The organism is Roseibium sp. SCP14 (assembly GCF_040329475.1).
In the GTDB taxonomy this organism is placed as follows: Bacteria; Pseudomonadota; Alphaproteobacteria; order Rhizobiales; family Stappiaceae; genus Roseibium.
In genome coordinates, this window is record NZ_JBDZYH010000003.1 from 767,433 (window position 1) to 790,084 (window position 22,652).

A 22,652-nucleotide genomic window follows, 5' to 3' on the forward strand; every position below is an offset into this window, starting at 1 on the left:
AGCTCGAATGCTGATTTACGACCATGCCTTGTGGCTGCTCCTGGCAGCCCTGTTGCTTGACGCGATCGTCGGAGATCCGGATTGGCTGTGGCGCCGCCTGCCGCATCCTGTTGTCTGGATCGGTCGGACGATCTCATGGTTTGACACGCACCTGAACAAGTCCGCCTTGTCGTCACAGCAACGGAAGCTCGGCGGCTTTCTGACCTTGATGTTTCTGGTGATCGGTGGATTGCTTGCAGGCGCTGGATTGCATGCCATTTCCGGGCGCATTCCCCATGGCGACATAGTTGTCGTGATCATTGCAGCTGTATTCATTGCCCAGAAAAGTCTCTATCAGCATGTGGCTGCAGTTCGCGATGGGTTGAACTCGGGAGGCCTCGAAGGGGGGCGAAAGGCTGTCTCGATGATTGTCGGCCGTGACCCGGACCGGCTTGACGAAGCTGGTATTTCGCGCGCTGCAATCGAATCTTGCTCCGAAAACTTTTCCGACGGTGTCGTCGCGCCGGTTTTCTGGTTCGCGGTACTAGGGCTGCCGGGACTTCTCGCCTATAAGGCCGTGAACACGGCCGACAGCATGATCGGGCACAAGAATGAGAGATATTCCGATTTCGGCTGGGCTGCAGCTCGATTTGACGACTTGATCAACCTGCCGGCGTCAAGACTTTCCGGGCTGTTCATCGCATTGAGTGCCCCAATGGCCGGCGGCTCGATCAAAAATAGCTTTTCCTGCATCTTGAAGGATTCAGCTCAACATCGCTCACCCAATGCCGGATGGCCGGAAGCGGCAATGGCCGGTGCCTTGAACCTCGCTCTCGCAGGACCGCGGGTCTATCCGGGATATACCGTGGAAGATCCTTACATGAACGCTTCAGGTAGGAAAGATGCATCCGCGCGTGACATTGCCCGTGCCTTGGCTGTGATGGTCACTGCGTCCGCGATCCAGGGCGCACTGATTGCTGTCACTGCAATCGCAACACTATTCTGATCCGACGCGCTTGAGCTGACCCAGCTGGGTACATCAGCACAACCACAACAGAAATCGGCAATCAACAAATCCGAAAGGCGTGAATGAACTCCTTTTGCTCGATCGTGTCAGGCACCGCTACGCCACGCGCCTGCGACACCTTTTCGATTGCTGCACCCGGTGTTTCTCCGTCTGCGATCAGGGCGCAACAAACGATAAGACCGGAACGTCCAATTCCTGCGCGGCAATGTACTGCAACGTTCTTGGCTGCATTCAAGTTTTGGTGGATGGTTTGAACAATAATTGAGGCAGTTTCAACACCGGGCAAACCTCTGTCACGAACGGGAACGCTCGTGAACCTAATATCAAACTCGCGGCATAGTCTTGCCTCTTCCGTCAGCCCGAGGCTCGCAGCTTCGTCAGGTTCCAGCATTGACACGATATGATCAACATCCAGCTGCTTTAACTTTTGCAAGTCGTTTCGCAACCACTCTCCGGACGGCTTCGGCATGATGAACAAGTTGCCGTCAGTTCTGGTTGGAACGATGTACAGCGACGGCGTCATGTTGAGAGCCTCACGCTGTTTGTTTCAACGATTGCGGGCGATCTCAAACAACGCTGAGACATCCATTGTGTCTTCCAGATGCACGGCCAGGTCGTCCAGGATCTTGTCGATGCTCCGGTCATATGCCAATTCGGAATTTACGCCGAAACTCCCAAGATATGCAGAACGAAAGGCATCCTTTGAAAACAGTCCGTGAACATAGGTTCCATAAACACGCCCGTCAGTCGATACCGCGCCGTCAGGTCGGTTGCCGGACAATCGCATCATGGGATTATCGCAATCAGTGCCGGTCGTGTGGCCAATATGAATTTCGTACCCTGAAATAACTGCGCCGCTGGCAACGTGAACTCCTTCCGCCGGAACAGTCGACTTTTCCGAGGTGAGCACCGTATCAACATCCAGAAAACCCAGTCCCTCAACGGTTCCTGGCGCTCCCTCGATGCCTTCCGGATCTGAAATTGTTCTGCCCAGCATCTGATAGCCACCACAAACGCCGAGGACATGCCCGCCACGCCGATGGTGAGCTTTGAGATCAATGTCCCACCCTTGCGCCCGAAAGAAGGCAAGATCACCGACGGTGGATTTTGATCCTGGCAAGAGAACGACATCGGCATCACCGGGTAAAGGATGCCCAGGTTGAACAAGTTCAAGGGTGACCCCTTGCTCCAGACGCAACGGATCCAGATCATCGAAATTGGCGATTCTCGAAATCACCGGTACAACGACTTTCAATCCGCCGCTCCCGAAACCATCCGCCAATCCCAGGGCATCTTCTGCAGGCAGTTTTGCCGCATCGCCAAGCCAGGGCACAACTCCAAACCCATGCCAGCCCGTACGATTGGAAATTTCACGCACACCTTCGTCGAAAAGGCTCGGATCTCCTCGAAATCGGTTGATGAAAAAGCCCTTGATCCGCTGCTGCTCATGAGGCTCCAGCACTGCATGAGTGCCGACGACGGATGCGATAACACCACCCCGGTCGATATCGGCACAAAGAACAACAGGGAGACCCGCCGCTTCCGCAAAGCCCATATTGGCAATGTCTCCCGCGCGCAGATTGATTTCCGCCGGACTGCCGGCACCTTCCACGATAACAAGATCCGCTTCTGAAGCAATTTTTGAAAAACTTTCCATTACCTTCGGAAGCAATTCTGCTTTTTGCTTTCCATACTCGCGCGCACGCATAGTCCCAAAACGTTTTCCCTGGACGATGACTTGCGCACCGGTATCCGTTTCCGGTTTCAGGAGCACCGGATTCATGTGAACGGAAAGCGGCACCTTGCAGCCCATCGCCTGCAATGCCTGGGCGCGGCCGATTTCGCCTCCGTCAGCGGTTACGGCAGCGTTGTTCGACATGTTCTGCGGTTTGAAGGGTCGAACCGACAAACCACGATTGGTGAACAGCCGGCACAACCCGGCAACGATCAGACTTTTTCCGACATTCGACCCCGTTCCCTGGATCATTAATGCTGGAGTGGATTTGCGCTCAAAACCTTTTGTCATGAAGGCATTTCTTGTTTCAACGGCGCAGCGCCGTACGGGCGAAACTCTTGTGGCACCGGAAGATTTGCAAGGCGGAGTTCGAGCAACAGCCGAATGCTCGGTCGAACGGCAAAGAGGATTGAACCGATCAAGAACAGCCAGGTGCCCGCGAAAACAAGGTTGGGATAAAAGAAAAAGATGCTACCGACGACGAACAGCGCCGCGGCCATAAATTCAACCATCGTGCGATACAACTCGTATTTCCGAACCATTTCAGCATGTGCTGGTGACGCCGTTCGAATGCTGTGATCAAAGAGCTTGCTCATGATTACAACGCCTTTCTAAATTGCCGACACATCATTTCACGGTGCAGTTCAACCCGTCCCGTCTCCGAATATCCGATGGAACGGTAGAAATTCTCGGCCGTGCAAGTGCTGTTCAATATCGATGATGACAGCCCCCGATCGCGAAAATAGTCTTCAATTGCGTTCATCAGCATTTTGCTGACACCGCAATAGCGTGCTTCGGGAAGAACATAGTTCAGCACCACTTCACCGTCCGGTGTTCCCATACTGATGCCGACAACTCGTCTGTTCTGATCGACTGCGCTGAAAACGCGACCCGGCCCACGAATCCAGCGCTCGACGTTTTCAGCCGTTTTGTTCTTCAGCCAGGGTTCATATCTCTCAGGAGAGTTGCCGTGATCGTTCTGACACAGTTCAATGATCGATCTACGCAAAAGAACTGCGATCTCTTCTGCATCAGTGCAATTTGCGGGAACGATCGTAAAAGGCATTCGGATCCGGCTTAGAACTCAATGCCTTCCTGTGGCTTCACACCTGAGCGGAACGGGTGTTTCACCTGGGTCATGTCCGTCACCAGATCGGCGATTTCAATGAGATCATCCTTGGCATTGCGACCGGTAATGATGACGTGCACATCTTCCGGTTTTTCGTTCTTGAGGAAGTCGACCACTTCCGCAATGTCGAGATAGTCATAGCGTAGAACGATATTCAGCTCATCGCACAGGATAAGCTGGTATTCGCCGGAGGTAATCATCTCCTTGGCGGCATCCCAGGCCTCACGCGCCGCTTCGATGTCGCGCTGACGGTCCTGCGTTTCCCAGGTGAAGCCTTCTCCCATGCGCTTGATGGTCACCAGATCGGAGAAGCGATCGAGTGCCATACGCTCGCCGGTTTCGATTCGCCCTTTGACGAATTGAACCACACCTACCTTGTGGCCATGTCCAAGCGACCGGAACACCATGCCGAATCCAGCCGTGGATTTGCCCTTGCCTTTTCCGGTGTGAACGATCAACAACCCCTTTTCGATGGTCTTGGTCGCCATGATCTTGTCGCGCGCGGCCTTTTTCTTGCGCATTTTCTCAGCATGGCGCTCATTCAATTCTTCTTCGGACAGTTCCGGCTTTTCGCTTTCGGCGGTCACGGTCTCTCACTCCCCTCGAGTGTCAATTTAAGTTCGTTAAGTGCAGAATGGGTCGAATTACGCCTCGGCGTCCAGAGGCCTCTGTCAATTGCCTCCATAAACCGCGCGAGCATTTCGTTCAGCCCGGCCGGATTTGCCTGTTGAAGAAACTCACGCACGTCATCGTTACCCAGATAGGCATCGTAGAGCTGATCGAAATGGTGATCTCCCACCGCACGTGTGGTTGCGGCAAACGCAAAGAGATAGTCCAGGGTCGCGACCATCTCAAAGGCACCCTTATAACCATGCCGCATGACCCCGTTGATCCATTTGGGATTCGCAGCCCGGCCACGCACGACCCGACCGATCTCTTCCGACAACGATCGTACCACCGGGCGCTCGGGACGCGAATGGTCGTTGTGATAGACCTTCGGTGCATCGCCTTTGAGAGCTTCGACAGTAGCAGCCAATCCACCTTCAAACTGGTAATAGTCATCGCTGTCTAGCAAATCATGTTCGCGGTTGTCCTGATTGTGCAACACCGCATTAACCGAGCTCAGGCGTGTTTTCAGCTCACCTTGTGCTCCTTCTCCCGACGTTCCGCCTCCATATGCATAACCGCCCCAAGTGAGGAAAGCTTCGGCGAAATCACCGCGCTCTTCCCAGATTCCCTCGTCGATCAGGGCCTGGAGCCCCGCGCCGTAGGCACCCGGTTTTGAGCCAAATACCCTGTACCCCGCCCTGCGAGAGGCGTCTGCAGCGCCAATCCCTTCAGCTTGCAACTTTGCAGTTTCGGCTTTCATTCGCGCCGCAACAGGATTGGCGGCTTCCGGTTCCTCCAGCGCTCCCACAGCCCGGACGGCACTGTCGAAAAGGTCCATCTGATGAGGAAATGCATCCCGAAAAAAGCCGGAGACACGCAGTGTAACGTCGATACGCGGCCGTCCGAGTTCGGAGAGTTTCAGGACTTCAAACCCGGTCACACGGCCTGATCCTTGCTCCCAAACCGGCCTTGCACCAATCAGAGCCATTGCTTGCGCGATATCGTCTCCACCGGTCCGCATATTGGCCGTTCCCCAACAGGTGAGAACCAGAGACTTGGGCCACTCACCTTCTTCCTGGAAGTAACGTTCAGCGACCAGTCCCGCAGACTGCCAACCAAGGCGCCATGCGGTTTCCGTTGGTACCGCGCGAACGTCGACGGAATAGAAGTTCTTGCCCGTTGGCAGGACATCCGGACGTCCACGGGACGGTGCCCCTGAAGGACCAGGCACAACAAAACCACCATTGAGCGCTGTTAACACTGCCTGTGTTTCCGCAACTCCGGAGGTTGTGACCGCAGGTCGTAAACGATCTTCGATTTCACCCAAGACCGCGCGCACCGATGACCATCTCTCGTCAGCAACCTTGTCGCGCGCGACAAGACCGCGCGCCAAACATTCGATCCGTTCGACCGTGTCTCCATTGGATCGCCACGTATCGTCGGAAACGCTCAGCAGAGCTTCTGGCTGATCAATTGTCCAGGGCAGTGAAAAGTCGCAGTCGAGCGGATCGAAATTTTCCAAACCAAGATCTTGGGAAATTGCCCGCTGCAGGCTTTCCTGTTCCGGCAGGTTTCCGCGCGGGACACGCGCCAGCGCAACCAGAAGGTCGGTAAGCTGATCCCCTGTCGGGCTCTCCCCCAGGACATGGAGACCATCCCTGATCTGCAGTTCTTTCAGGTCACACAGATGGGCATCGAGACGCGCCAGACGCGTTTCCTCGTCAATGTCTTCCGAAATGCCGATATCCTTGTCGAGCCCATGTCGCGCAGCGGCGTCCAGAATATCACGGGTAAGCGCTTTCAGGCGGCGTGGATCAACACCGGCGGCAAGATAGTACTCGTCCAGAAGCGTTTCCAACTCTTCGGCCACGCCATGGCTTTCTGCGCGCGTCAAGGGAGGCGTCAGGTGGTCCACGATCACGGCCGAGGTTCTGCGCTTTGCCTGAGCTCCCTCCCCCGGATCATTGACGATAAAAGGATAAATGTTCGGCAGGGAACCGAGCACCGCTTCAGGAATACACTCCTTTGACAGGGCAAGCGCCTTGCCAGGCAGCCATTCCAGATTTCCGTGCTTGCCCAGATGGATTACGGCATCCGCCCCGAATTTCTCTCGAAGCCAGAGGTAAAACGCAAAATAGTGATGCGGCGGAACGAGATCCGGGTCGTGGTAGGTCTCTTTCGGATCGATATTGTATCCGCGCGCAGGCTGTATTCCAACGACCTGATTGCCAAACCGATGCAAAGCCAATCTGAAGCAACCATCAGCAATGTGGGGATCGTCTTCAGGCTTTCCCCAACGCTCGCAGACTGCATTTTTTACTGCCTCCGGGAGTCTTTCGAACGAACGCAGGTAGGTTTCTAGCGTAAGCGTCTCAAAACCATTTCTTTCTTCCCGGCCATCCAGTGCGTTCGTCACACCTGACGTCAGGATTTCCATCAATCCGGCAGACGTTGTCGGTGCGCCTCCTGTTTCGTAGCCCGCCGCCTTCATTGCTGCCAGGAGCGTGATGCAGGATGCTGGCGTGTCCAACCCGACGCCGTTCGCCAGGCGACCGTCCTTGTTCGGATAATTTGCCAGGATCAGCGCTGTTTTCTTGTCTTCAGGCCTTATATGGCCAAGCATTGCCCAGTTGGCGGCAAGTTCTGCGACCAACCGGATGCGGTCCGCAAGAGGCGTGAAGCGCACTGGTGTCGATTGCGTCGCCTCATCAAACGTTCCCTCTTCCTTGAAGGACACGGCCCGCGTGAGGATACGGCCATCAATCTCCGGCAATACAACGTGCATGGCCAGATCCCGAATCGAAAGACCCTGATCGCTTTCCTCCCATCCTTCACGGGAAGATGAGGAAAAGACCACCTGGAGCACAGGCCTGCCCGGGCGATCCAGCGGGGTCGATTGATGCGCCACACCTGCCTTTGAAACCGCGAATGCAGTTCCGTTCAGCACGACATCCGGCTTTGCGTTCTGAAAGAGGCTTTCCAGCACGGCTACGGACTCGGTTTCCTTCAGGCTGGAGACAAAGATCGGCAACGCGTTCACACCAGCCTGATCGAGTGCATCTATGAGGGCATCGACGGGTGCGGTCTGTGCACCCTGAACCAGTGCCCGATAGAAGGTGATCGCGGCGACCGGTCGCAAAGGATCTGTCCAGGTCTGTTTCAAGGTGGTCAGATCCGGAGCGGAGTGCCCTTTCAGATGGATCCCTGCCCGTGGAAGCGGCACCGGGTGCGCCGGTTCTTCCTCGCTTCCGATCAGGAAAGACGCATAACGCAGAGCATTGGCATAATTTTCCGCTCCACCTTCAACGCAATAGCGCCAGAACCTGTGCACCTCTTCTTTCGACCTGGTTGAACGTCCGGTCAGGTCGTCGTCCCATTTGTCGTCTCCCGGAATTACAATCAGATCAACGCCTGAAGCGCGAACTTCCTCTTCAAAGCGTTCCAAGCCATAGCGCCAGTATTCCACGCCGCCCAGGATGCGAAGGATCACCAGCTTGGAACCGCTTACGGTTTGCTCGGCATAGAGGTCGACCGAATAAGGATGTGACAATGCCATCAGATTGGCCAGCCGCAGGCTTTTCCGATTGAAGTCCAAGCCTGCATGCGCCGCAGCAAAGCTGCCGAGTTCCGTGTCGGCTGCAGACAGAAAGAGGATGTCGGCAGGTGACTGCCCCAGATCCACCGCATCACCGCCATCATCGATCCGGCGCGTTTGACTGGCAAGAATGTGCATTTAGCGTATCGCTTTGAATCTACGGGCTTTCCGGGCGTGTAAATCCCGGAAAGCGAATTTAATCTGGAAAGATCAAGTATGTATCAGGCTGCGGCTTTTACACAGCCGAGAGCGGAGCGCACGGTAGCCAGGTCCATTCCCTTGAGGCCGATGACCACGAGCCGTCCCGCGCTTTCCGCCCCTACAGCAAACCATGATTCCACGCGCGGTCCGACTGCCTGTACCATCGCCGGCGCTGCCTTCCCATCAATGTTCACCGCGCCCTTGATGCGCAAAACTCCCTTCAGGCCCATGGCTTGGAGAACCTTTTGCTCAACCGCTTTCATGCTTTCGAAAGCCGGAATTTCCAGGACGTGACTTTCAAAATCGTCGTGATGATGATGGTCGTGGTGATGTTCGTGATGATTGCCATCTTCATGTTCGTGCTCGTGGTCATCATCATGATGATGATGGTGATGCTCATGGCGAGACGCCATGTCATCCTCTGCGGCGGCCTCCCGACCAAGCAGAACTTCAATCGGCAACGTTCCCTTTTCCGACGAGACGATATGTACTGTTGGCCTGACGTCTTCCGAAACTTTCCTCTGAACGGCGCTCAAGGCATCTGAAGACACCAGGTCGGCCTTGTTCAACACAACAAGATCGGCACAGCGAAGCTGGTCGTGGAACAGTTCTTCTACGGGACTTTCGTGATCCAGCGCTTCATCTGCAGCGCGTTGCGCCTCGAGAGCCTCCTCGTCCAGTGCAATCCGGCCTTCGGCAAGTGCAGCAGCGTCCAGAACAGTCACCACCCCATCCACGGTGACCTTCGGCTTTACACTCGGCCAGGAAAACGCCCGAACCAGCGGTTGCGGCAATGCGAGACCGGAAGTCTCGATGACAATATGCTCAGGTGGCGTATCGCGAGCGAGCAGCATTTCCATGGTCGGCAGAAAATCGTCAGCCACCGTGCAGCAGATGCAGCCATTGGTCAGCTCCACCACTTCTTCAGCCGAGCAATCCGGATCCGCGCAGCCGTTCACAAGCGATCCGTCGAACCCCATGTCACCGAACTCATTGACGATCAGAGCAATACGCTTGCCGTTTGCGTTCTGGAGAAGGTTCCGAATGAGTGTCGTCTTGCCTGCTCCCAGAAACCCGGTGACGATCGTTGCCGGAATTTTCTGGCCCGGCTGCAAGGTAGAAGTGGTCATAATCTGATTTCCGGTTGAGTATTGGGTTTCAAAAGCAGCGGTTGCCCGGCGGCGACAAACACCACCTGACTGCAAACCTCCGCAATATCCTGATTAAGTCGGCCCTGCGCATCGCGAAACGACCTGGAAAGTCGGTTCTCCGGCACGATGCCCATCCCGACCTCGTTCGAAACGAAGATACAAGATCCTGGCAAGTTCCGGATTGCTTCGCAGAGCCGGTCCGTTTCCAAGCCGATGTCTCCTCCGGAGAAGGTCAGGTTCGAGAGCCAGAGCGTCAGGCAATCCACAAGAACGACCCGCTGAGGGGCACATTCACGCTCCAACGCCGCAGTGAGATCCATTTGTTCTTCGACGGTTACCCAGCCAGGGCCTCGTTGTTGCCTGTGGGCCGTGATCCGCTCAGCCATTTCAGCATCGAATGCGGCCCCGGTTGCCACATAGACCTTTTCAAGGCCCGATCGAACTGCAAGGGTTTCTGCAAAACGGCTTTTTCCGGAGCGGGCTCCGCCAAAAACGAGCGTTGCTCGCGGGCTGTTCTTATCCGTCACCTTGTTCTCCCGACCGTCCACCCGACAGCGCTTGAGGTTGCTTCAGCGACGGCCGGTCTCCTGGCTCGCGGCTCATCGCGTTCTGCACTCCTTCCCGGCCGGACAGGGCCAGTGGCTCTTATGCAGGCGCTCACCGCTCACAGTTGCGGGGGCAGCTCCGGATCAGGGTCTCGATGCCCTTACCGGATTCCCGTTTCATCCGGATTCGGCAAAGCCGTCTCCAGAACCGTCAAATCCCTTCCTAACCGGATTGTGGCGATGAAACAAGAAGGCAGAAGCAGCTCATCTATAAGGAAACTAAACCTGGATCCGGTCTGCGACATGGATAGCGAGGCTGACACCTGTCAGTGTCGGATTGACGGCCATTCTCGTCGGTATCAGTCCGTTGGTGGCAAGGTACAAGTTGTCATAGCCCCACACACGACCCTGGTAATCGCTGACACCGGTGCCGTTGTCATCTTTCGACATGCGGGTCGTTCCCGTCATGTGTGCAAAACCAAAAGGCATCCAGGTCAGCGAACACCCGTCCCGGGTGCGTCCGATCAGATCCGTTAGTTCTTCAGCCTCCTTTTCCGCGTCGGTCATTCTGGCAAGATCAGCGGCCGACAACGGAACATCGAAGGTCACGCGTCCATCCTCGTGGAAGATCGCCCGCTTGTGTTCTTCATTGTCGACCGGGCAGATTGACTGGATCTCAACCAGACGGTTTGATCCGATCTCGACATCGTCACCGGCGGGGGTGAATGGCGAAACATCATGCAGGATCAGCGTGTACCAGGGCGCGGTTTCGCTTGGCCGAACCTGTATGCGCGGATCGATATCCGTCTGACCGTCTGCACGGCAGAACTCGGGATCAAGAACAACCTGACACACAGCCAAGGGATGATAGGAAAGATACCGACCCAGTGCTTTTGGCCGAATGCCCGACAGGAACAACAATTGGGGCGTGGCGATTGCGCCACCTGCAATCACGTAACTCGCCGCCTCGATGCGTCCGGATGCCGTCTCCAGCCACTTGACCCTGTGACCCTCATGCACAACACGAACCACCCGGTCCCGTCGTATCGACACATTCTTACCAGCCGCTGCATCTGCATCCAGAATGTCGATTGATCCGGTGTATCGCAGCTTTCCGTCATCCCGATAGTGCCCGGCTACAGGAAGTGCTGAGACAACACGACCCGAGGCTTCGGCGCGAGGTTTGAGCGCCGCCGCGATGCGTTGCTGACGGACTGAACGATCGAGAGTGTCGGCCTGTACACCGAGATACTTCTCCGCCAGCAGGTAGCGCTCTGACCACACCTCTTCGCTCATCAAGGGCCATAGCGCGTCCCCGCGCGGGCACAGGTTCGTCCAAATCACTCCCTGGCCACCGACGGTGCGCGTGACCGCGGCCCCGGGAAGTGCGTCGCGGGGTACGCTGTCGTCGAAAAACTCCAGGTATTGCGTAGCAGCCGGGAGGTAGCTGTCCGGTTGCCTGATGAACCGTTCCGAGTTGCGGTAATGCGATCCCGGCGGCTCCGAAATCGGTTCTCCCTGTTCAAGTACAAGAACCTTTGCCCCTCTTTCGGCCAATCTGCGTGCAGTGGCAATTCCAAGAGGGCCGCTTCCGGCAATGACAACATCATGCTGCAAAGACATCGTGACCTCCTACTCTGGGTGGAGCTTATCATTTCCGCACCAGTCAAGCCACGGACCACCTCGCAAGGATGATCTGCCCACGGAACGGAAAAATCCGAAGCAGTTCAAAGGCCGAGAGAAATCTGTGCGCCCCTAACTGCCCTTCAGCGAGCTTCGATCTTCCGCGCAAAACCCGGTTGAGACAGACTTTCATTGAAACCCGGTTTGTCCTTTAATCTGGTTTGGCAGCAGGGAGCACGACGAGCATGTGCGGCCGTTACACACAGATCAGACCCTGGCGGGAGATCGTCAGATTGTACAGGCTGACGGACAAGTTCAAGGAACGAAATACAGCCGCACGCTACAATATCGCTCCGACACAGGAAGTGCTGTTCATCAACCTCGACAGGGACGGCAATCAGACCGTGTCGGGCGGACGCTGGTGGCTGGTTCCGCATTGGGCCAAGGAAGTGCAATCCAAGTACCCGATGTTCAATGCACGTTCTGAAGACGCAGAGAAAAAGCCGTCGTTCCGAGATGCCTACAAATCAGGGCGCTGCCTTTTACCTGCCGATGGCTGGTACGAGTGGACGAAAGGTGAAGACGGTGGTCGGGATCCCTGGTTTGTCCACCTTTCCGATTTGGCACCATTCTCCTTTGCCGGGCTGTGGGCCTACAACAGCACGCTCGAAGTCACGTCCTGTGCGATCCTGACCGCCGCCGCGGTCGCACCGATCAACCGGATCCACAACCGCATGCCCATCGCGCTTGAGCATTCCGAATATGACGCCTGGCTGGATCCAGAGACGCCAGTCATCGATGCCAAGGCCCTGCTCAGCCACAATCTTGGACCTGAGTTTTCTTTCCATAGAGTTGGGCGCGCGGTGAATTCTTCAAAGACCGTAAACGATCCGAGTCTGATTGAACCTTTGACAAAGCAGCCAGGATCAGATTGAAGCAACCCGCTCAATCACCCGCTGCAAAAAGAGGAACGCTCTTGGTAATCACGACCTTGCTTGTCGTGTAGGTGCCTTTTTGGCGTATTTTCCAATAAGCTCTGTCCCGCTTGGTCGATTTCGGCTCCTGGACGATCTCGTAGACGCGATCATAGTCGACACCCTTTTTGGACCCGGCCGACTGGGCCACATAGAACGACGATCCGTACTGCTCCCAGCATTCTATGATTGCGATGTGAGACTTGTTGCCTGGATTGGGCCGAACCTTTGCATTGCCGCCATCGACATTCGCCCACAAGATCGCGTTGTCGTAATAGATGTCATCAATCGACGTCGCAACATCGGCAACGACCTTATATTTCGGTATGTATTTCAACATCTTCTTAAATTGACCGAGAGCTATGAGATAGGTGCTGACGAAGCCCACACAGTCCATGCCGAAATTGACCCAGGCCCACTGGGGCAACTCGGCGATCGTCTTGTATTTGCTCTCAACCGCCAGACAACAGATCAACGAAATCTCCTCCGGCATCCCTTGCCCTGCGAAACAAGAGACAACACGTGACTGACAGGTTCGGGTCCACTCGCCTGCCTGCTGGTAACGGCTTCCTGGCTGGTCGCAGAATTTCCGCGCTGTTCTGAGAAATGCATTGCATTCCTTTCTGCGCTCAGCGGTGTAATTGGAGCGATACCCATCTACGGTCACATGCACAACGCCACTTTCTGTCGGCACAGGAAGCGAGTTGTAGTGGCGGCCATAGTCCGCTGGATACATGTTCGGGCTATGCTGGAAATAGGTAGATTGCAAATAGGACAGTGCCGGATGCGTCCAAAACTGTTGCATGGTTTCGCCCTTTGAGTAACTTGATTAACCTATTCTTCGGTTTCATTTTCTCGATAATTACTTTCACTCACTAATATACATCCTACCCCCAACAATATAATTGAAGACAGTTATTTGAATGAATCATTTGAAAATATTGACAGTGGACCGCCGTTACTACTGTGACTGTTGTCACAGTCGCATCGATTCCAGCCACAAACTAAGGGCAGGAACTCTCAGGCTCTGCAAATCAGCTAGAAAATCACAAGAGGGCCAGAAAAGCAGATACTTCATTTTCCAGTCTGGTTGAGCACGGCGGTAGAGCTGCTGAAGCTGAATTGCAGGCTCGAGGACCAGGCCAGGCTTGGTGCTATTCGACAATAGAGCGTGAATGGTGCTTGGCTGCCAGATGAACGCGAAAATGACAAACAACGCAGAACGGACTAGGTTTCATCCGAAGTGAAAATATCTACCGGAGATTGTAGCATGAGGCACATCGATGAAGACCTGGTGGCACATCTCATCGAGCGACAATTTCCGAACCTAAATCACTTACCGGTTGCTCCGGTCAGGAAGCAAGGCTGGGACAACAGAACCTTCAGGCTTGGCGATGCTCTATCCGTTCGCCTGCCGAGCAATGCGTCATACGCTGACGCAGTGATGAAAGAAGCAAATGTACTGGCGGCGCTCGGCAATCACTTGTCTGTTGAGGTGCCTGATGTGGTCGCGATTGGTGAACCGGATGTCGAATTTCCATTGCCGTGGTCCATACGACACTGGATTGAGGGCGACACCTTGGAGCATTCCTCAGAAGTAAATCAGGACGAGTTTGCAAGTTCGCTCGGCAAAATTCTCTCTGATATGAGAACCATCCCAACCAACGGCGCCCCCATTGCCGGAAAACACTCCTTTTATCGAGGCTGCCATCTGAGCGTCTACGGCGATGAAGTGCAAAAGAGCCTGGAAATTCTTGAAGGAAAAATAGATAGCGCTCTTTGCCTCGACATTTGGCAACGCAGCATAACCTCGGCGTGGAGAGACAAACCAGTTTGGTTTCATGGCGATGTTGCAGCTGGCAACATCATCGTTGAGAACGACGCCGTGAAAGCACTGATCGATTTCGGGATATGCGGGATCGGCGACCCTGCATGCGATTGCACCATGGCTTGGACATTTTTTGACGTCGAAAGCCGTAATGTCTTTCGATCGGCTTGCGCCGTTGATGAAGATACTTGGCAAAGAGCACGTGGCTGGGCTTTGTGGAAAGCACTCGTCTGTTTGTCGGGTCTTTCGAGCCCCGACGTCGACGGTGTGCAAGCCCGAGCTCTCCAGCAAATCTGTGATGAAGAAGCCTAGCCGGCGCCAAAGCCGATTTCACTGATTAAAAGCCAGAAACTGGAAGCAAGCTTCCAAGCATGACATTTCCAATTTCTTCTTGAATCGATCACCAACCCGACACTGGTGGTCGTTGAGGCGATCAATACCCACACGGCGTCCAGATACCGAGCCAGGCTTCTACGAGTTCAAAAAATCCGTCAAAGAAAAGGGTGACCACCGGGATGTAGGGATGGGTGCCAGCGGTGGGATTGGCAGCAGAGGTGGCAACGAAGGCCTGGGGGCGACCGGTTTCAGCGGGGGACGTATTTTCATCGGGGGCATCGGCCCGCCGGAAGGTTCACCGAAGAAAGCAACGGCATGCCCTTTCCGATCTCTGATCCAGCCATCTCCCACGTGGCCGACGTGGCGCTTCTTGAGGTCGTAGATCGCACCATTCTGAATGTAGGCAGCCGGACTACCGTTCCAGTTCAGTAGATAACCATCGAGGATGTAGCCGACAGCTTTCCCCTCCCTGTCGTAAACGTCCATCGCCTCCCCCGTGTCAGCAATTGAAGTTGCGTGAAGTTCTCAACGACGCCTAGAAGAGCATACGCCTCTGCTCTTGCCGAGGAAAAGCAGCTTTCAGCTCGTGAACAATGCCAGACGTGCATTCAGGCTCCCGGATTTTTCTTCAAGTTTTCGACCGAGTGCCGTACCCGATTGAGCTGCAGTAGACTCGATCCGTCTCTCCTCAACACCTCATCTTAGCTCCGATTGCCGGTTGCGGATTCTCAATGGCGAAAGTTTGAATTGCAACTTGCCGTCCGCGCGCGCCGTCGAGTTATCTCTCGGGGGCCGGTTAAAGCTCACATTTGCGCGCAGGTCTCGATGATTTGGTAGTTGCAAACATTTAAGGCGGGTTGCACGAGGTCAGGGATTTCCGAACCGTCCGAGAACAGACTTCAGATCGCACCCCTTGGTGAAATCCATGACGAATGTGATTCTTTGCCGAAAGACCGTAACCAGCGAGCCCCATCAATCGTTAGAGCATAACCTGCCCACAGATGAAATCGAGTACGGGGTCAACACGCACCACGAACACCGAGGATGCAACAGAGGCAACAAATTTTCACTGAAAAGAAAGGGTGGTGATGGCTCCCCAGGCCGGACTCGAACCAGCGACCCAGCGATTAACAGTCGCTTGCTCTACCAACTGAGCTACTGGGGATCACCACGTTGGAGGTCGGTGCGTCACCGCCCCCGTCGATGAAGATGCGTATAACAAAGGCATGATCCGTTTGCCAAGCCCCTAGCTGCGTTTTTTTCCTTCAGTCGTCATTTTTTTGTCGACCATGTGGAAAACTCTTTATTTTTCATACAGCTAGAGGTGCGCATTGAATTGGAAAACAACGCAGAAATGCTGGCCTTTTCCAGCAATTTCGCAAACTTCCAAGCCCTTTATTGGCGCGTTTGCACTGAACGAGGCAGAGATGTCAGAACCCGGAAAGCGGCGTTGGTCGGCGTAAAATCAGACTGCGCTGCCATTCATCCAGACAGACTTTACCGCGAAGTCGTCACCGAGATGAACAAAATCGGCAGGTCGACCTTCCACAAACCGCCCCATTGGGCGCCCCAGGTAATCCGCTGGATAAGCGGTTGCCATTGCAAGTGCCGTTTCAAGCTTCAGTCCAACGACGCCGGTCAGATATTTCAGGGAGGACGGCAAATCGATGTCGGCACCTGCGAGTGTACCGTCTGCCAGTTTCAGCATTCCGCCGCTGCGGAAAATTTCCCTCCCCCCCAGAAAGAAGGTTGTCACGTCCGTGCCGGTTTGTGACATCGCGTCAGTGACCAGAAAGATCCTTCCGGGTCCGGATTTGGACTTCAGTGCGATCTTGATCGCAACCGGATCCACGTGGACACCGTCTGCTATAAGCCCTGCGCTCAAGCCCCCCAGATCCAGCGCCGCGCCGACCATTCCCGGTTCGCGATGTTGCAACGGGCTCATGGCGTTATACAAATGAGTGACGCAGGATGCTCCGGCGTCAACTGCTGATCGGCATTCCTCGTAGGAAGCCCCGCTGTGGCCCAGGCTTACGCGAACGCCTGCCTTTGAGAGTGTCGATATCTGGTCCGCACTTACCGTTTCGGCCGCAAGCGTGATGATCAGGCTCGGCAGCTGATCTGCAGCTTTAAGGTAAAGCTCGATATCCTCATCCGTCATGGGTCTGATCAGATCGGCGTCATGCGCCCCCTTGCGACCGGCAAAGAGATGTGGTCCTTCCAGGTGCAGGCCATGAAATCCCGGGACACGTTCATTCCAGGCCGCTATCCCCAACTCCACCACCTTGCGGGTCACTTCCGGAGTGTCGGTGATCAAGGTCGGTGTAAGTGCTGTTGTCCCCAGGCGAACATGCGCGCTGCAAATCCGCTCAACGTCGGCGACGCTCTCAGCGTCCCCCAACATCAAGCCGCCGCCTCCGTTTACCTGCAGGTCGACCAATCCCGGAGAGAGGAAGCCTTCATCCAAAGAGACCTGGATGAACTCCTCCGGGATATCCAATGGCGATACCACTCTTGAAACACGTCCGTCTTCAACGAGTAACGCCGCGTTGGAGTGGATCTGTTCGCCGTCGAAAATCCTGTGGCAGATGTAGGCGGTTCTGTCAGTCATACGGTCTGCGTTACTTTCTTAAGATGTTTCGGCACATCCGGATTGAAGCCACGCTTGCGCGCGAACCACTCGATAAATGCATAGAACGACACGATCTGGACAAGGGCATCGGTCAAGGGATGTCCAGTATCTTCAAACGGCAAATTGTCAGCCCGTTTTACCATGTTTGTTGTCGCAAAGACGCTGCCTCCCTGGTCCGCCATCCGGTCCGCAGCCTGTGCCAACCCTTCTTCGGCGGCATCCCGGACACCAAGCGCCAGGATCGGATAGCCATTTTCGACGATTGAAACAGGACCGTGCATTACCTCCGCAGAAGAATATGCCTCCGCATGTACCTGACAGGTTTCCTTGAACTTCAGCGCGGCTTCATTCGCGATAGCGAGGCCCGGTCCTCGTCCGATCACATAAAGTGAGCCACGCTTCTCAATCGGCTCGGCGAGTACACCCCAATCTTTACCGATCGCGTTTTCGAAGTGATCCGGCAACTCTTGCAAAGCACGATCAAGATCATCGTCGTCCGCGACCTGTGCCAATAGAAGCAGACCGGCCAGTACCGAATTTACAAAGGTTTTCGTCGCGGCAACACTGAGCTCCGGTCCCGCGCAGATATTGATCGTTGCTTTCGACAATTTCGCAAGCGGGCTATCGGCAGTGTTGGTCAGCCCGACGGCAAATGCCCCTTGCTCAACTGCGTTTTCGACCACGGACAGGATATCAGGACTCGCGCCGGATTGAGAGATCGCGATTACAAGTGCACGGTCAAGCTTCACCTTGCCTCCGTAAACGGAGGACACCGATGGACCAAGTGAAGCCATTGCCAGTCCGAGATAGATCTCCGATGCATATTTCAGAAAAGTTGCCGCGTGGTCGGAGGACCCTCTGGCAACGCTTGCCAGAAACACCGGTGTGCCGGCTTTGCCTGCTATATCGTTGATCAGCGGCTTTGCCTCTGCAAGCAACCTTCTGGCTGCGTCGGGTATCTCTTCGATTTCCCGCCGCATGTGTGTCGGAGCGACAGCTCCCGTAGTATCGGTCATCCAGTTAATCTTTCGAGATTTGGAGTTCGGCGACGAAATCATATGCATCGCCGCGATAAACGGATCGGGTAAACTCAACGACGTTTCCGGACGCGTGATAGGATACCCGTTCAATTTTCAACCCGGCGGACCCGACCGGAACGTTCAGAAGCTCAGCATCGACAGCTTCAAGGATACGCGACGAAATTCGCTGGATCGCGCGTACAGGCTGCATTCCGGTGGATCGCAAGACGGCATAGAGTGAAGACGACACTCGTTCCGGGTTCGGCAACACCGTTTCAGAAAGCGAGGCTCTTTCGATCGCCATTGGAACATCGTCTGCCTTGCGCAGACGGTCAACGCGGGCAACTTTCTGCCCGGCGCTCAAGCCGAGGGCAAATATCTCTTCCGGAGAAGCGGGAAACAGACCGCGTCGCAACCACTCGCTGCTTGCCACAAGCCCCCGCCGCGTCATGTCCTCACTGAATGAGGTCAGGCTCGACAGGCGCTGCTCAACCTTCTGTACCTTGGGAGCGACGAATGAACCGCTGCCGCGCTTTTGAACGACAATCTGGTCCTCCACCAGCCCGGCGACAGCTTTACGGACAGTCACCCTGGAAAGATCGGTGATCGCTGCAATTTCTCTCTCAGACGGCAGAGACTCGTTTTCTTTCAACACCCCTTCGTCAATCGCCTGCTGAATGCACCGCCGCAATTGCAGGTATCGAGGTCCGCTGGAGCCTGCGAGCCAGTCACCGTTTTCCAGCATGGAAATGAAGTCTGTCATAGGGTATGGCGCCTCAGGGTGAATATAATACCTTTCAGATACCAATTTAAACGCGCCCAATTACGAAAATCAAGTGGTAAAAACCACCAGCTTTTTCATTTCGACGCTCCGTATGGCCTGAAAAATCTGAATTGGTAGCCTTTTCCGCACATCGGCAATAGATGCCCCCCTTCGCGACCAATCAAAATACAGTGTGATCTATCGGTCATGACAACCGGCGAATGGTGATACGAAAATGTCACTAATCCGGCCTCCTCACCGCTCACACCTCACATAAATACTTGAACCCTATTCCAATCGCTGAACGAGGGCTTTTGGCGCTATTGCGGGATTGTACCAAGTTGCAGCGCTGACGGAGCGACAAGATTGGACTAGCGATCAAATGGCATCAAATGGCTTTCGTCTTGTCCCGATCACAATCGCATTCAACCAATCGATCGCGAAATTGAATTCCAGTCGATTTCACTCTTCGTCCCACTTCACTGAAAAAACTTCCCTCAATTCCTCCTCTGGAGAGGGAACCGTTTTCCTCCAGCTTTCCAGCTGTTTGTGGCGCCAGCAACAGGCGCCCAGTTCGTTAAAAAAGCCATGCCAATTAATTTTTTGGTTTACTAACAGCCTCATTGGTTGCATTTTGGTATTACAAGAAAAATTGAATAATTAGAACCAGAGGCATTAAACAGGCGATGATCTCCTGTTTCGACATTGGCGGATCTTTTATCCGCCATGGTGAACTCCGCCAAGACGGCACGGTTTCCGAAACCGGCCGTGTTGCAACGCCCGGTGCTGACTGGCATGCCTTCGTCCAGGCAATCGACAAATGCTCCAAGAAAAGCCAGGAACCCATCTCAATTTCTCTCGCGGGCGCCTATGACGAGCGCAGCGGAATTGCGGATGTGGCCAACATCCCCTGCCTGCACAAGCGTCACGTTCAAATGGACCTCGAAGCAGCTCTTGGTCGTCCGGTCGTTATCACCAATGACGCAAATGCCTTTGCGCTGGCTGAGGCTATCGATGGAACGGGGCGCGGGAAACCCGTCGTGTTCGGCATCATTCTGGGTTCCGGTGTTGGCGGTGGACTGGTCGTGAACGGTTCTCTCGTCACTGGCGTGGGTGGAATGGCGGGTGAATGGGGGCACGGCCCGGTCATGGATCCGACCGCTGGCGGGCAGATCACCGGATTGGAGCATTATCCTTGCGGCTGCGGTCAGGTCGGGTGCATCGATGCGACATGTTCCGCCCGGGGCATGGAACGCATTCACGCTTCCTTGCATGGTGCCCAGCTCGCAAGCAGAGATATTACCGCCACCTGGCACGACGGCGAAACACAGGCCGCCGAAACGATCGAGGCCTTTACCACGCTCTTGGCCAGAGCGCTTTCTGTACTCGTGAACACGCTCGGACCAGACGTCATTCCTGTAAGCGGTGGCTTGTCAAATGATGCGATCCTGCTTGATCTGATCGATCGGAAAACACGAGCGCTGGTCCTGGCAGACTACGCCTCCCCGCTGGTCGTGAAAGGACAATTCGCTGAGAACGGGGGGCTTCACGGTGCCGGTATCGTCGCCCGAACCAAATTCCGGAGGGAGAAGGCATGACCGCTGTCCGTCTGGAAGTATGTGTCGATACGATAGAAGGAGCATGGATTGCTGCTGAAAACGGCGCGAACCGGATAGAACTCTGCGCTGCTCTTTCCGAAGGCGGTCTCACGCCGTCAGCCGGCTTCATGACCGCAGCCTCCAGGCTTCCGATCCCAGTTTTTGCAATGATCCGGCCGCGTTCCGGTGACTTTCAATATTCCGACGCCGAAAAAGCATTGATGTTGCGCGACATTCAAACGGCGGAACAAGCCGGACTTGCAGGCCTTGTCATCGGAGCAACCACAGAACAACGAAAGCTTGACGGCAACTTCCTGTCAACAGCGCTTGAAGGCACAAATCTTCCGGCAACGCTACACCGGGCCTTTGACACCCTTCAGGATCCCTCGGAAGGGGTCGAAGAAGCTATTTCTCTCGGTTTCGAACGCATTCTCACTTCGGGTCAGGCCCAAAGGGCGGAACAAGGCCTCGACGTGCTTGAAGCAGTCGTCTCACGCGCTGCCGGAAGAATTTCGATCATGGCCGGGTCCGGTGTGACCGAGACAAACGCCGCTCGGATCCTCCGGTTTTCCGCAGTCAACGAACTGCACGCCTCCTGTTCCAGTTCATATGAACCCCTTCCCGCAACAACACCGGAAGTTCAGCTGGGCTTCACACCCTCCCAAGGCGCAAGGCTCACCGACGCAAGCAGGGTTCAGGCCCTTAAAATGGCAATAGATCAGTATTTGGAGACCGCAGAATGAAGACAGGTTATGTCGGCCTGGGTGCACGCATTGCCAATGTCAGCAGCTGTTTACAGAACGTATCGACCGCAGTCGATCCGAGCGCATATGTCGACCCGACCCCCGCGGGCCTGAAGCACGTTGAAACGAAGAGCGGCAACAAGCTGACTGCCTATGATGACCTTCAAGGCATGCTGGACGCGGAAAAACTCGATCTGCTCATGATCGGATCTCCGAACTTCATGCATATGGAGCATCTGCGAACCGCGCTGCAGTCAGATGTCCGGTACATCTTCTGCGAAAAACCGATCGTCACCAGCGAAGCGGAAACATTTGAGCTGCTGGAATTGATGAAACAGCACAATGGTGCTGAACGCGTGATTGTCGGCCTGGTACTGCGTTACTCCCCACTATATGTCGAGCTGCAAAAGAGCCTTGCCGCCGGTCAGATTGGCAAGGTTGTCTCTATTGAAGCGGCCGAACATATCGCGCCGTATCACGGTTCGTTCTTCATGCGAGACTGGCGCCGCTATGAGAAGAATTCCGGCGGTTTCATGCTGGAAAAATGTTGCCACGATCTCGACCTTTACCAAGGTGTTGTCGGCTCGCGTCCGAGATACGTTTCCAGTTTTGGCGGACGAAAGAGCTTTGTGCCGGAAAACAGGCCGGATCAGGATCACAGCTTTCCCAAACCGCACTATCCGGACCGTGTCGATCCCTTCACACCCAGATGGGGTGGTGCAAATGCGGACTTTGATTCAGATGGCGACCTGATCGACTACCAAACTGCGCTGATCGAATACGAAGACGGTGCAAATCTTTGTTTTCATACAAACATGTATGTGCCGGACGAGTTCCGCCGGTTCGCCGTCATGGGTACCAGAGGCATGGCGGAAGGCGATTTTATTCGCAACTTCTTCAAGGTCCACGACGCTCTGACCTCAAACTGCCTTGTTGACATCAAGGCGCTTCCCGGCGAGCGGGACGGACACTACGGCGCCGACGATGCCATGGCCAGAGACGTCAATCATTACTTCACACACGGTGGAAGACTGCCGGTAGGCGTCATGGACGCTCTCGAAGCTGGGCTGACTGCGATCAAGCTCGATGAGGCCCGACGCGCACGAACCGTGCTCGACCTCGCGGACACATGGCAGCAATTTGACAGCTACGGCGTGGCTTAAGG

General features: G+C 55.1%; 20 protein-coding genes, 1 tRNA gene and 1 riboswitch. Of the genes, 6 read left to right on the top strand and 15 right to left on the bottom strand.

The window, feature by feature from the left end:
- Positions 1-7: 7 nt before the first annotated feature.
- The gene (cbiB, locus tag ABLQ08_RS16105; protein WP_352944065.1) at positions 8-985 is read left to right on the top strand and encodes an adenosylcobinamide-phosphate synthase CbiB; all 978 of its coding nucleotides are present in this window, start codon (positions 8-10) and stop codon (positions 983-985) included.
- Positions 986-1,046: 61 nt separating this feature from the next.
- Here cbiB and ABLQ08_RS16110 read toward each other — a convergent pair whose 3' ends face one another.
- The 9 genes from ABLQ08_RS16110 to ABLQ08_RS16150 form a co-directional block, all read right to left on the bottom strand.
- The gene (locus tag ABLQ08_RS16110) at positions 1,047-1,529 is read right to left on the bottom strand and encodes a protein-tyrosine phosphatase family protein (protein ID WP_352944067.1); all 483 of its coding nucleotides are present in this window, start codon (positions 1,527-1,529) and stop codon (positions 1,047-1,049) included.
- A gap of 24 nt (positions 1,530-1,553) precedes the next feature.
- On the bottom strand, positions 1,554-3,032 hold the full coding sequence (locus tag ABLQ08_RS16115) for a cobyric acid synthase (RefSeq protein ID WP_352944069.1): 1,479 nt from the start codon (positions 3,030-3,032) through the stop codon (positions 1,554-1,556).
- Positions 3,029-3,337 carry a YrhK family protein gene (locus ABLQ08_RS16120; protein ID WP_352944071.1) on the bottom strand — a complete coding sequence of 103 codons (309 nt, stop codon included), beginning with the start codon at positions 3,335-3,337 and terminating at the stop codon, positions 3,029-3,031. The genes ABLQ08_RS16115 and ABLQ08_RS16120 overlap by 4 nt, the downstream gene beginning before the upstream one ends.
- Positions 3,338-3,339: 2 nt before the next feature.
- Positions 3,340-3,807 carry a GNAT family N-acetyltransferase gene (locus ABLQ08_RS16125; protein ID WP_352944073.1) on the bottom strand — a complete coding sequence of 156 codons (468 nt, stop codon included), beginning with the start codon at positions 3,805-3,807 and terminating at the stop codon, positions 3,340-3,342.
- 11 nt (positions 3,808-3,818) lie between these two features.
- Positions 3,819-4,457: a cob(I)yrinic acid a,c-diamide adenosyltransferase gene (gene cobO / locus ABLQ08_RS16130; RefSeq protein ID WP_352944075.1), complete on the bottom strand. Its 639-nt coding sequence runs from the start codon at positions 4,455-4,457 to the stop codon at positions 3,819-3,821.
- Positions 4,454-8,212 carry a cobaltochelatase subunit CobN gene (cobN, locus tag ABLQ08_RS16135; protein ID WP_352944077.1) on the bottom strand — a complete coding sequence of 1,253 codons (3,759 nt, stop codon included), beginning with the start codon at positions 8,210-8,212 and terminating at the stop codon, positions 4,454-4,456. Before cobN ends, cobO begins: the two co-directional genes overlap by 4 nt.
- Positions 8,213-8,295: 83 nt before the next feature.
- Positions 8,296-9,405, bottom strand: a complete 1,110-nt coding sequence (gene cobW / locus ABLQ08_RS16140; protein ID WP_352944079.1) for a cobalamin biosynthesis protein CobW — start codon at positions 9,403-9,405, stop codon at positions 8,296-8,298.
- The gene (gene cobU / locus ABLQ08_RS16145) at positions 9,402-9,953 is read right to left on the bottom strand and encodes a bifunctional adenosylcobinamide kinase/adenosylcobinamide-phosphate guanylyltransferase (RefSeq protein ID WP_352944081.1); all 552 of its coding nucleotides are present in this window, start codon (positions 9,951-9,953) and stop codon (positions 9,402-9,404) included. Before cobU ends, cobW begins: the two co-directional genes overlap by 4 nt.
- Positions 9,954-9,986: 33 nt before the next feature.
- Positions 9,987-10,199, bottom strand: a riboswitch (cobalamin riboswitch).
- A gap of 51 nt (positions 10,200-10,250) precedes the next feature.
- Entirely contained in the window at positions 10,251-11,594 is a 1,344-nt protein-coding gene (locus ABLQ08_RS16150; protein WP_352944083.1) for an FAD-dependent oxidoreductase, read from the bottom strand.
- 245 nt (positions 11,595-11,839) lie between these two features.
- On the opposite strand from ABLQ08_RS16150, the gene ABLQ08_RS16155 reads away from it, so the two are divergent.
- The gene (locus tag ABLQ08_RS16155) at positions 11,840-12,529 is read left to right on the top strand and encodes an SOS response-associated peptidase (RefSeq protein WP_352944085.1); all 690 of its coding nucleotides are present in this window, start codon (positions 11,840-11,842) and stop codon (positions 12,527-12,529) included.
- 10 nt (positions 12,530-12,539) lie between these two features.
- Here ABLQ08_RS16155 and ABLQ08_RS16160 read toward each other — a convergent pair whose 3' ends face one another.
- The gene (locus ABLQ08_RS16160) at positions 12,540-13,373 is read right to left on the bottom strand and encodes a hypothetical protein (protein ID WP_352944087.1); all 834 of its coding nucleotides are present in this window, start codon (positions 13,371-13,373) and stop codon (positions 12,540-12,542) included.
- A gap of 465 nt (positions 13,374-13,838) precedes the next feature.
- Here ABLQ08_RS16160 and ABLQ08_RS16165 point away from each other — a divergent pair, with 465 nt between their 5' ends.
- Positions 13,839-14,708: an aminoglycoside phosphotransferase family protein gene (locus ABLQ08_RS16165; protein ID WP_352944089.1), complete on the top strand. Its 870-nt coding sequence runs from the start codon at positions 13,839-13,841 to the stop codon at positions 14,706-14,708.
- Positions 14,709-14,867: 159 nt separating this feature from the next.
- Here ABLQ08_RS16165 and ABLQ08_RS16170 read toward each other — a convergent pair whose 3' ends face one another.
- The 5 genes from ABLQ08_RS16170 to ABLQ08_RS16190 form a co-directional block, all read right to left on the bottom strand.
- Positions 14,868-15,218 (bottom strand): 4-fold beta flower protein, encoded by a 351-nt coding sequence (locus ABLQ08_RS16170; RefSeq protein WP_352944091.1) that lies wholly within the window; start codon positions 15,216-15,218, stop codon positions 14,868-14,870.
- Between the two features lie 603 nt (positions 15,219-15,821).
- Positions 15,822-15,897, bottom strand: a tRNA-Asn gene (locus tag ABLQ08_RS16175).
- Between the two features lie 300 nt (positions 15,898-16,197).
- On the bottom strand, positions 16,198-17,343 hold the full coding sequence (nagA, locus tag ABLQ08_RS16180; protein ID WP_352944092.1) for an N-acetylglucosamine-6-phosphate deacetylase: 1,146 nt from the start codon (positions 17,341-17,343) through the stop codon (positions 16,198-16,200).
- On the bottom strand, positions 17,340-18,380 hold the full coding sequence (locus ABLQ08_RS16185; protein WP_352944094.1) for an SIS domain-containing protein: 1,041 nt from the start codon (positions 18,378-18,380) through the stop codon (positions 17,340-17,342). Before ABLQ08_RS16185 ends, nagA begins: the two co-directional genes overlap by 4 nt.
- Positions 18,381-18,384: 4 nt before the next feature.
- Positions 18,385-19,146, bottom strand: coding sequence for a GntR family transcriptional regulator (locus tag ABLQ08_RS16190; RefSeq protein WP_352944096.1), 762 nt, complete (start codon positions 19,144-19,146; stop codon positions 18,385-18,387).
- Positions 19,147-19,832: 686 nt separating this feature from the next.
- On the opposite strand from ABLQ08_RS16190, the gene ABLQ08_RS16195 reads away from it, so the two are divergent.
- The 3 genes from ABLQ08_RS16195 to ABLQ08_RS16205 are packed head-to-tail and all read left to right on the top strand — an operon-like array spanning position 19,833 to position 22,650.
- Positions 19,833-20,744: an ROK family protein gene (locus ABLQ08_RS16195; RefSeq protein WP_352944098.1), complete on the top strand. Its 912-nt coding sequence runs from the start codon at positions 19,833-19,835 to the stop codon at positions 20,742-20,744.
- Positions 20,741-21,487 carry a copper homeostasis protein CutC gene (locus ABLQ08_RS16200; protein WP_352944100.1) on the top strand — a complete coding sequence of 249 codons (747 nt, stop codon included), beginning with the start codon at positions 20,741-20,743 and terminating at the stop codon, positions 21,485-21,487. Before ABLQ08_RS16195 ends, ABLQ08_RS16200 begins: the two co-directional genes overlap by 4 nt.
- Complete coding sequence (locus ABLQ08_RS16205) at positions 21,484-22,650, top strand: Gfo/Idh/MocA family protein (protein WP_352944102.1); 1,167 nt, start codon at positions 21,484-21,486, stop codon at positions 22,648-22,650. Before ABLQ08_RS16200 ends, ABLQ08_RS16205 begins: the two co-directional genes overlap by 4 nt.
- The last annotated feature ends 2 nt before the right edge of the window (positions 22,651-22,652 follow it).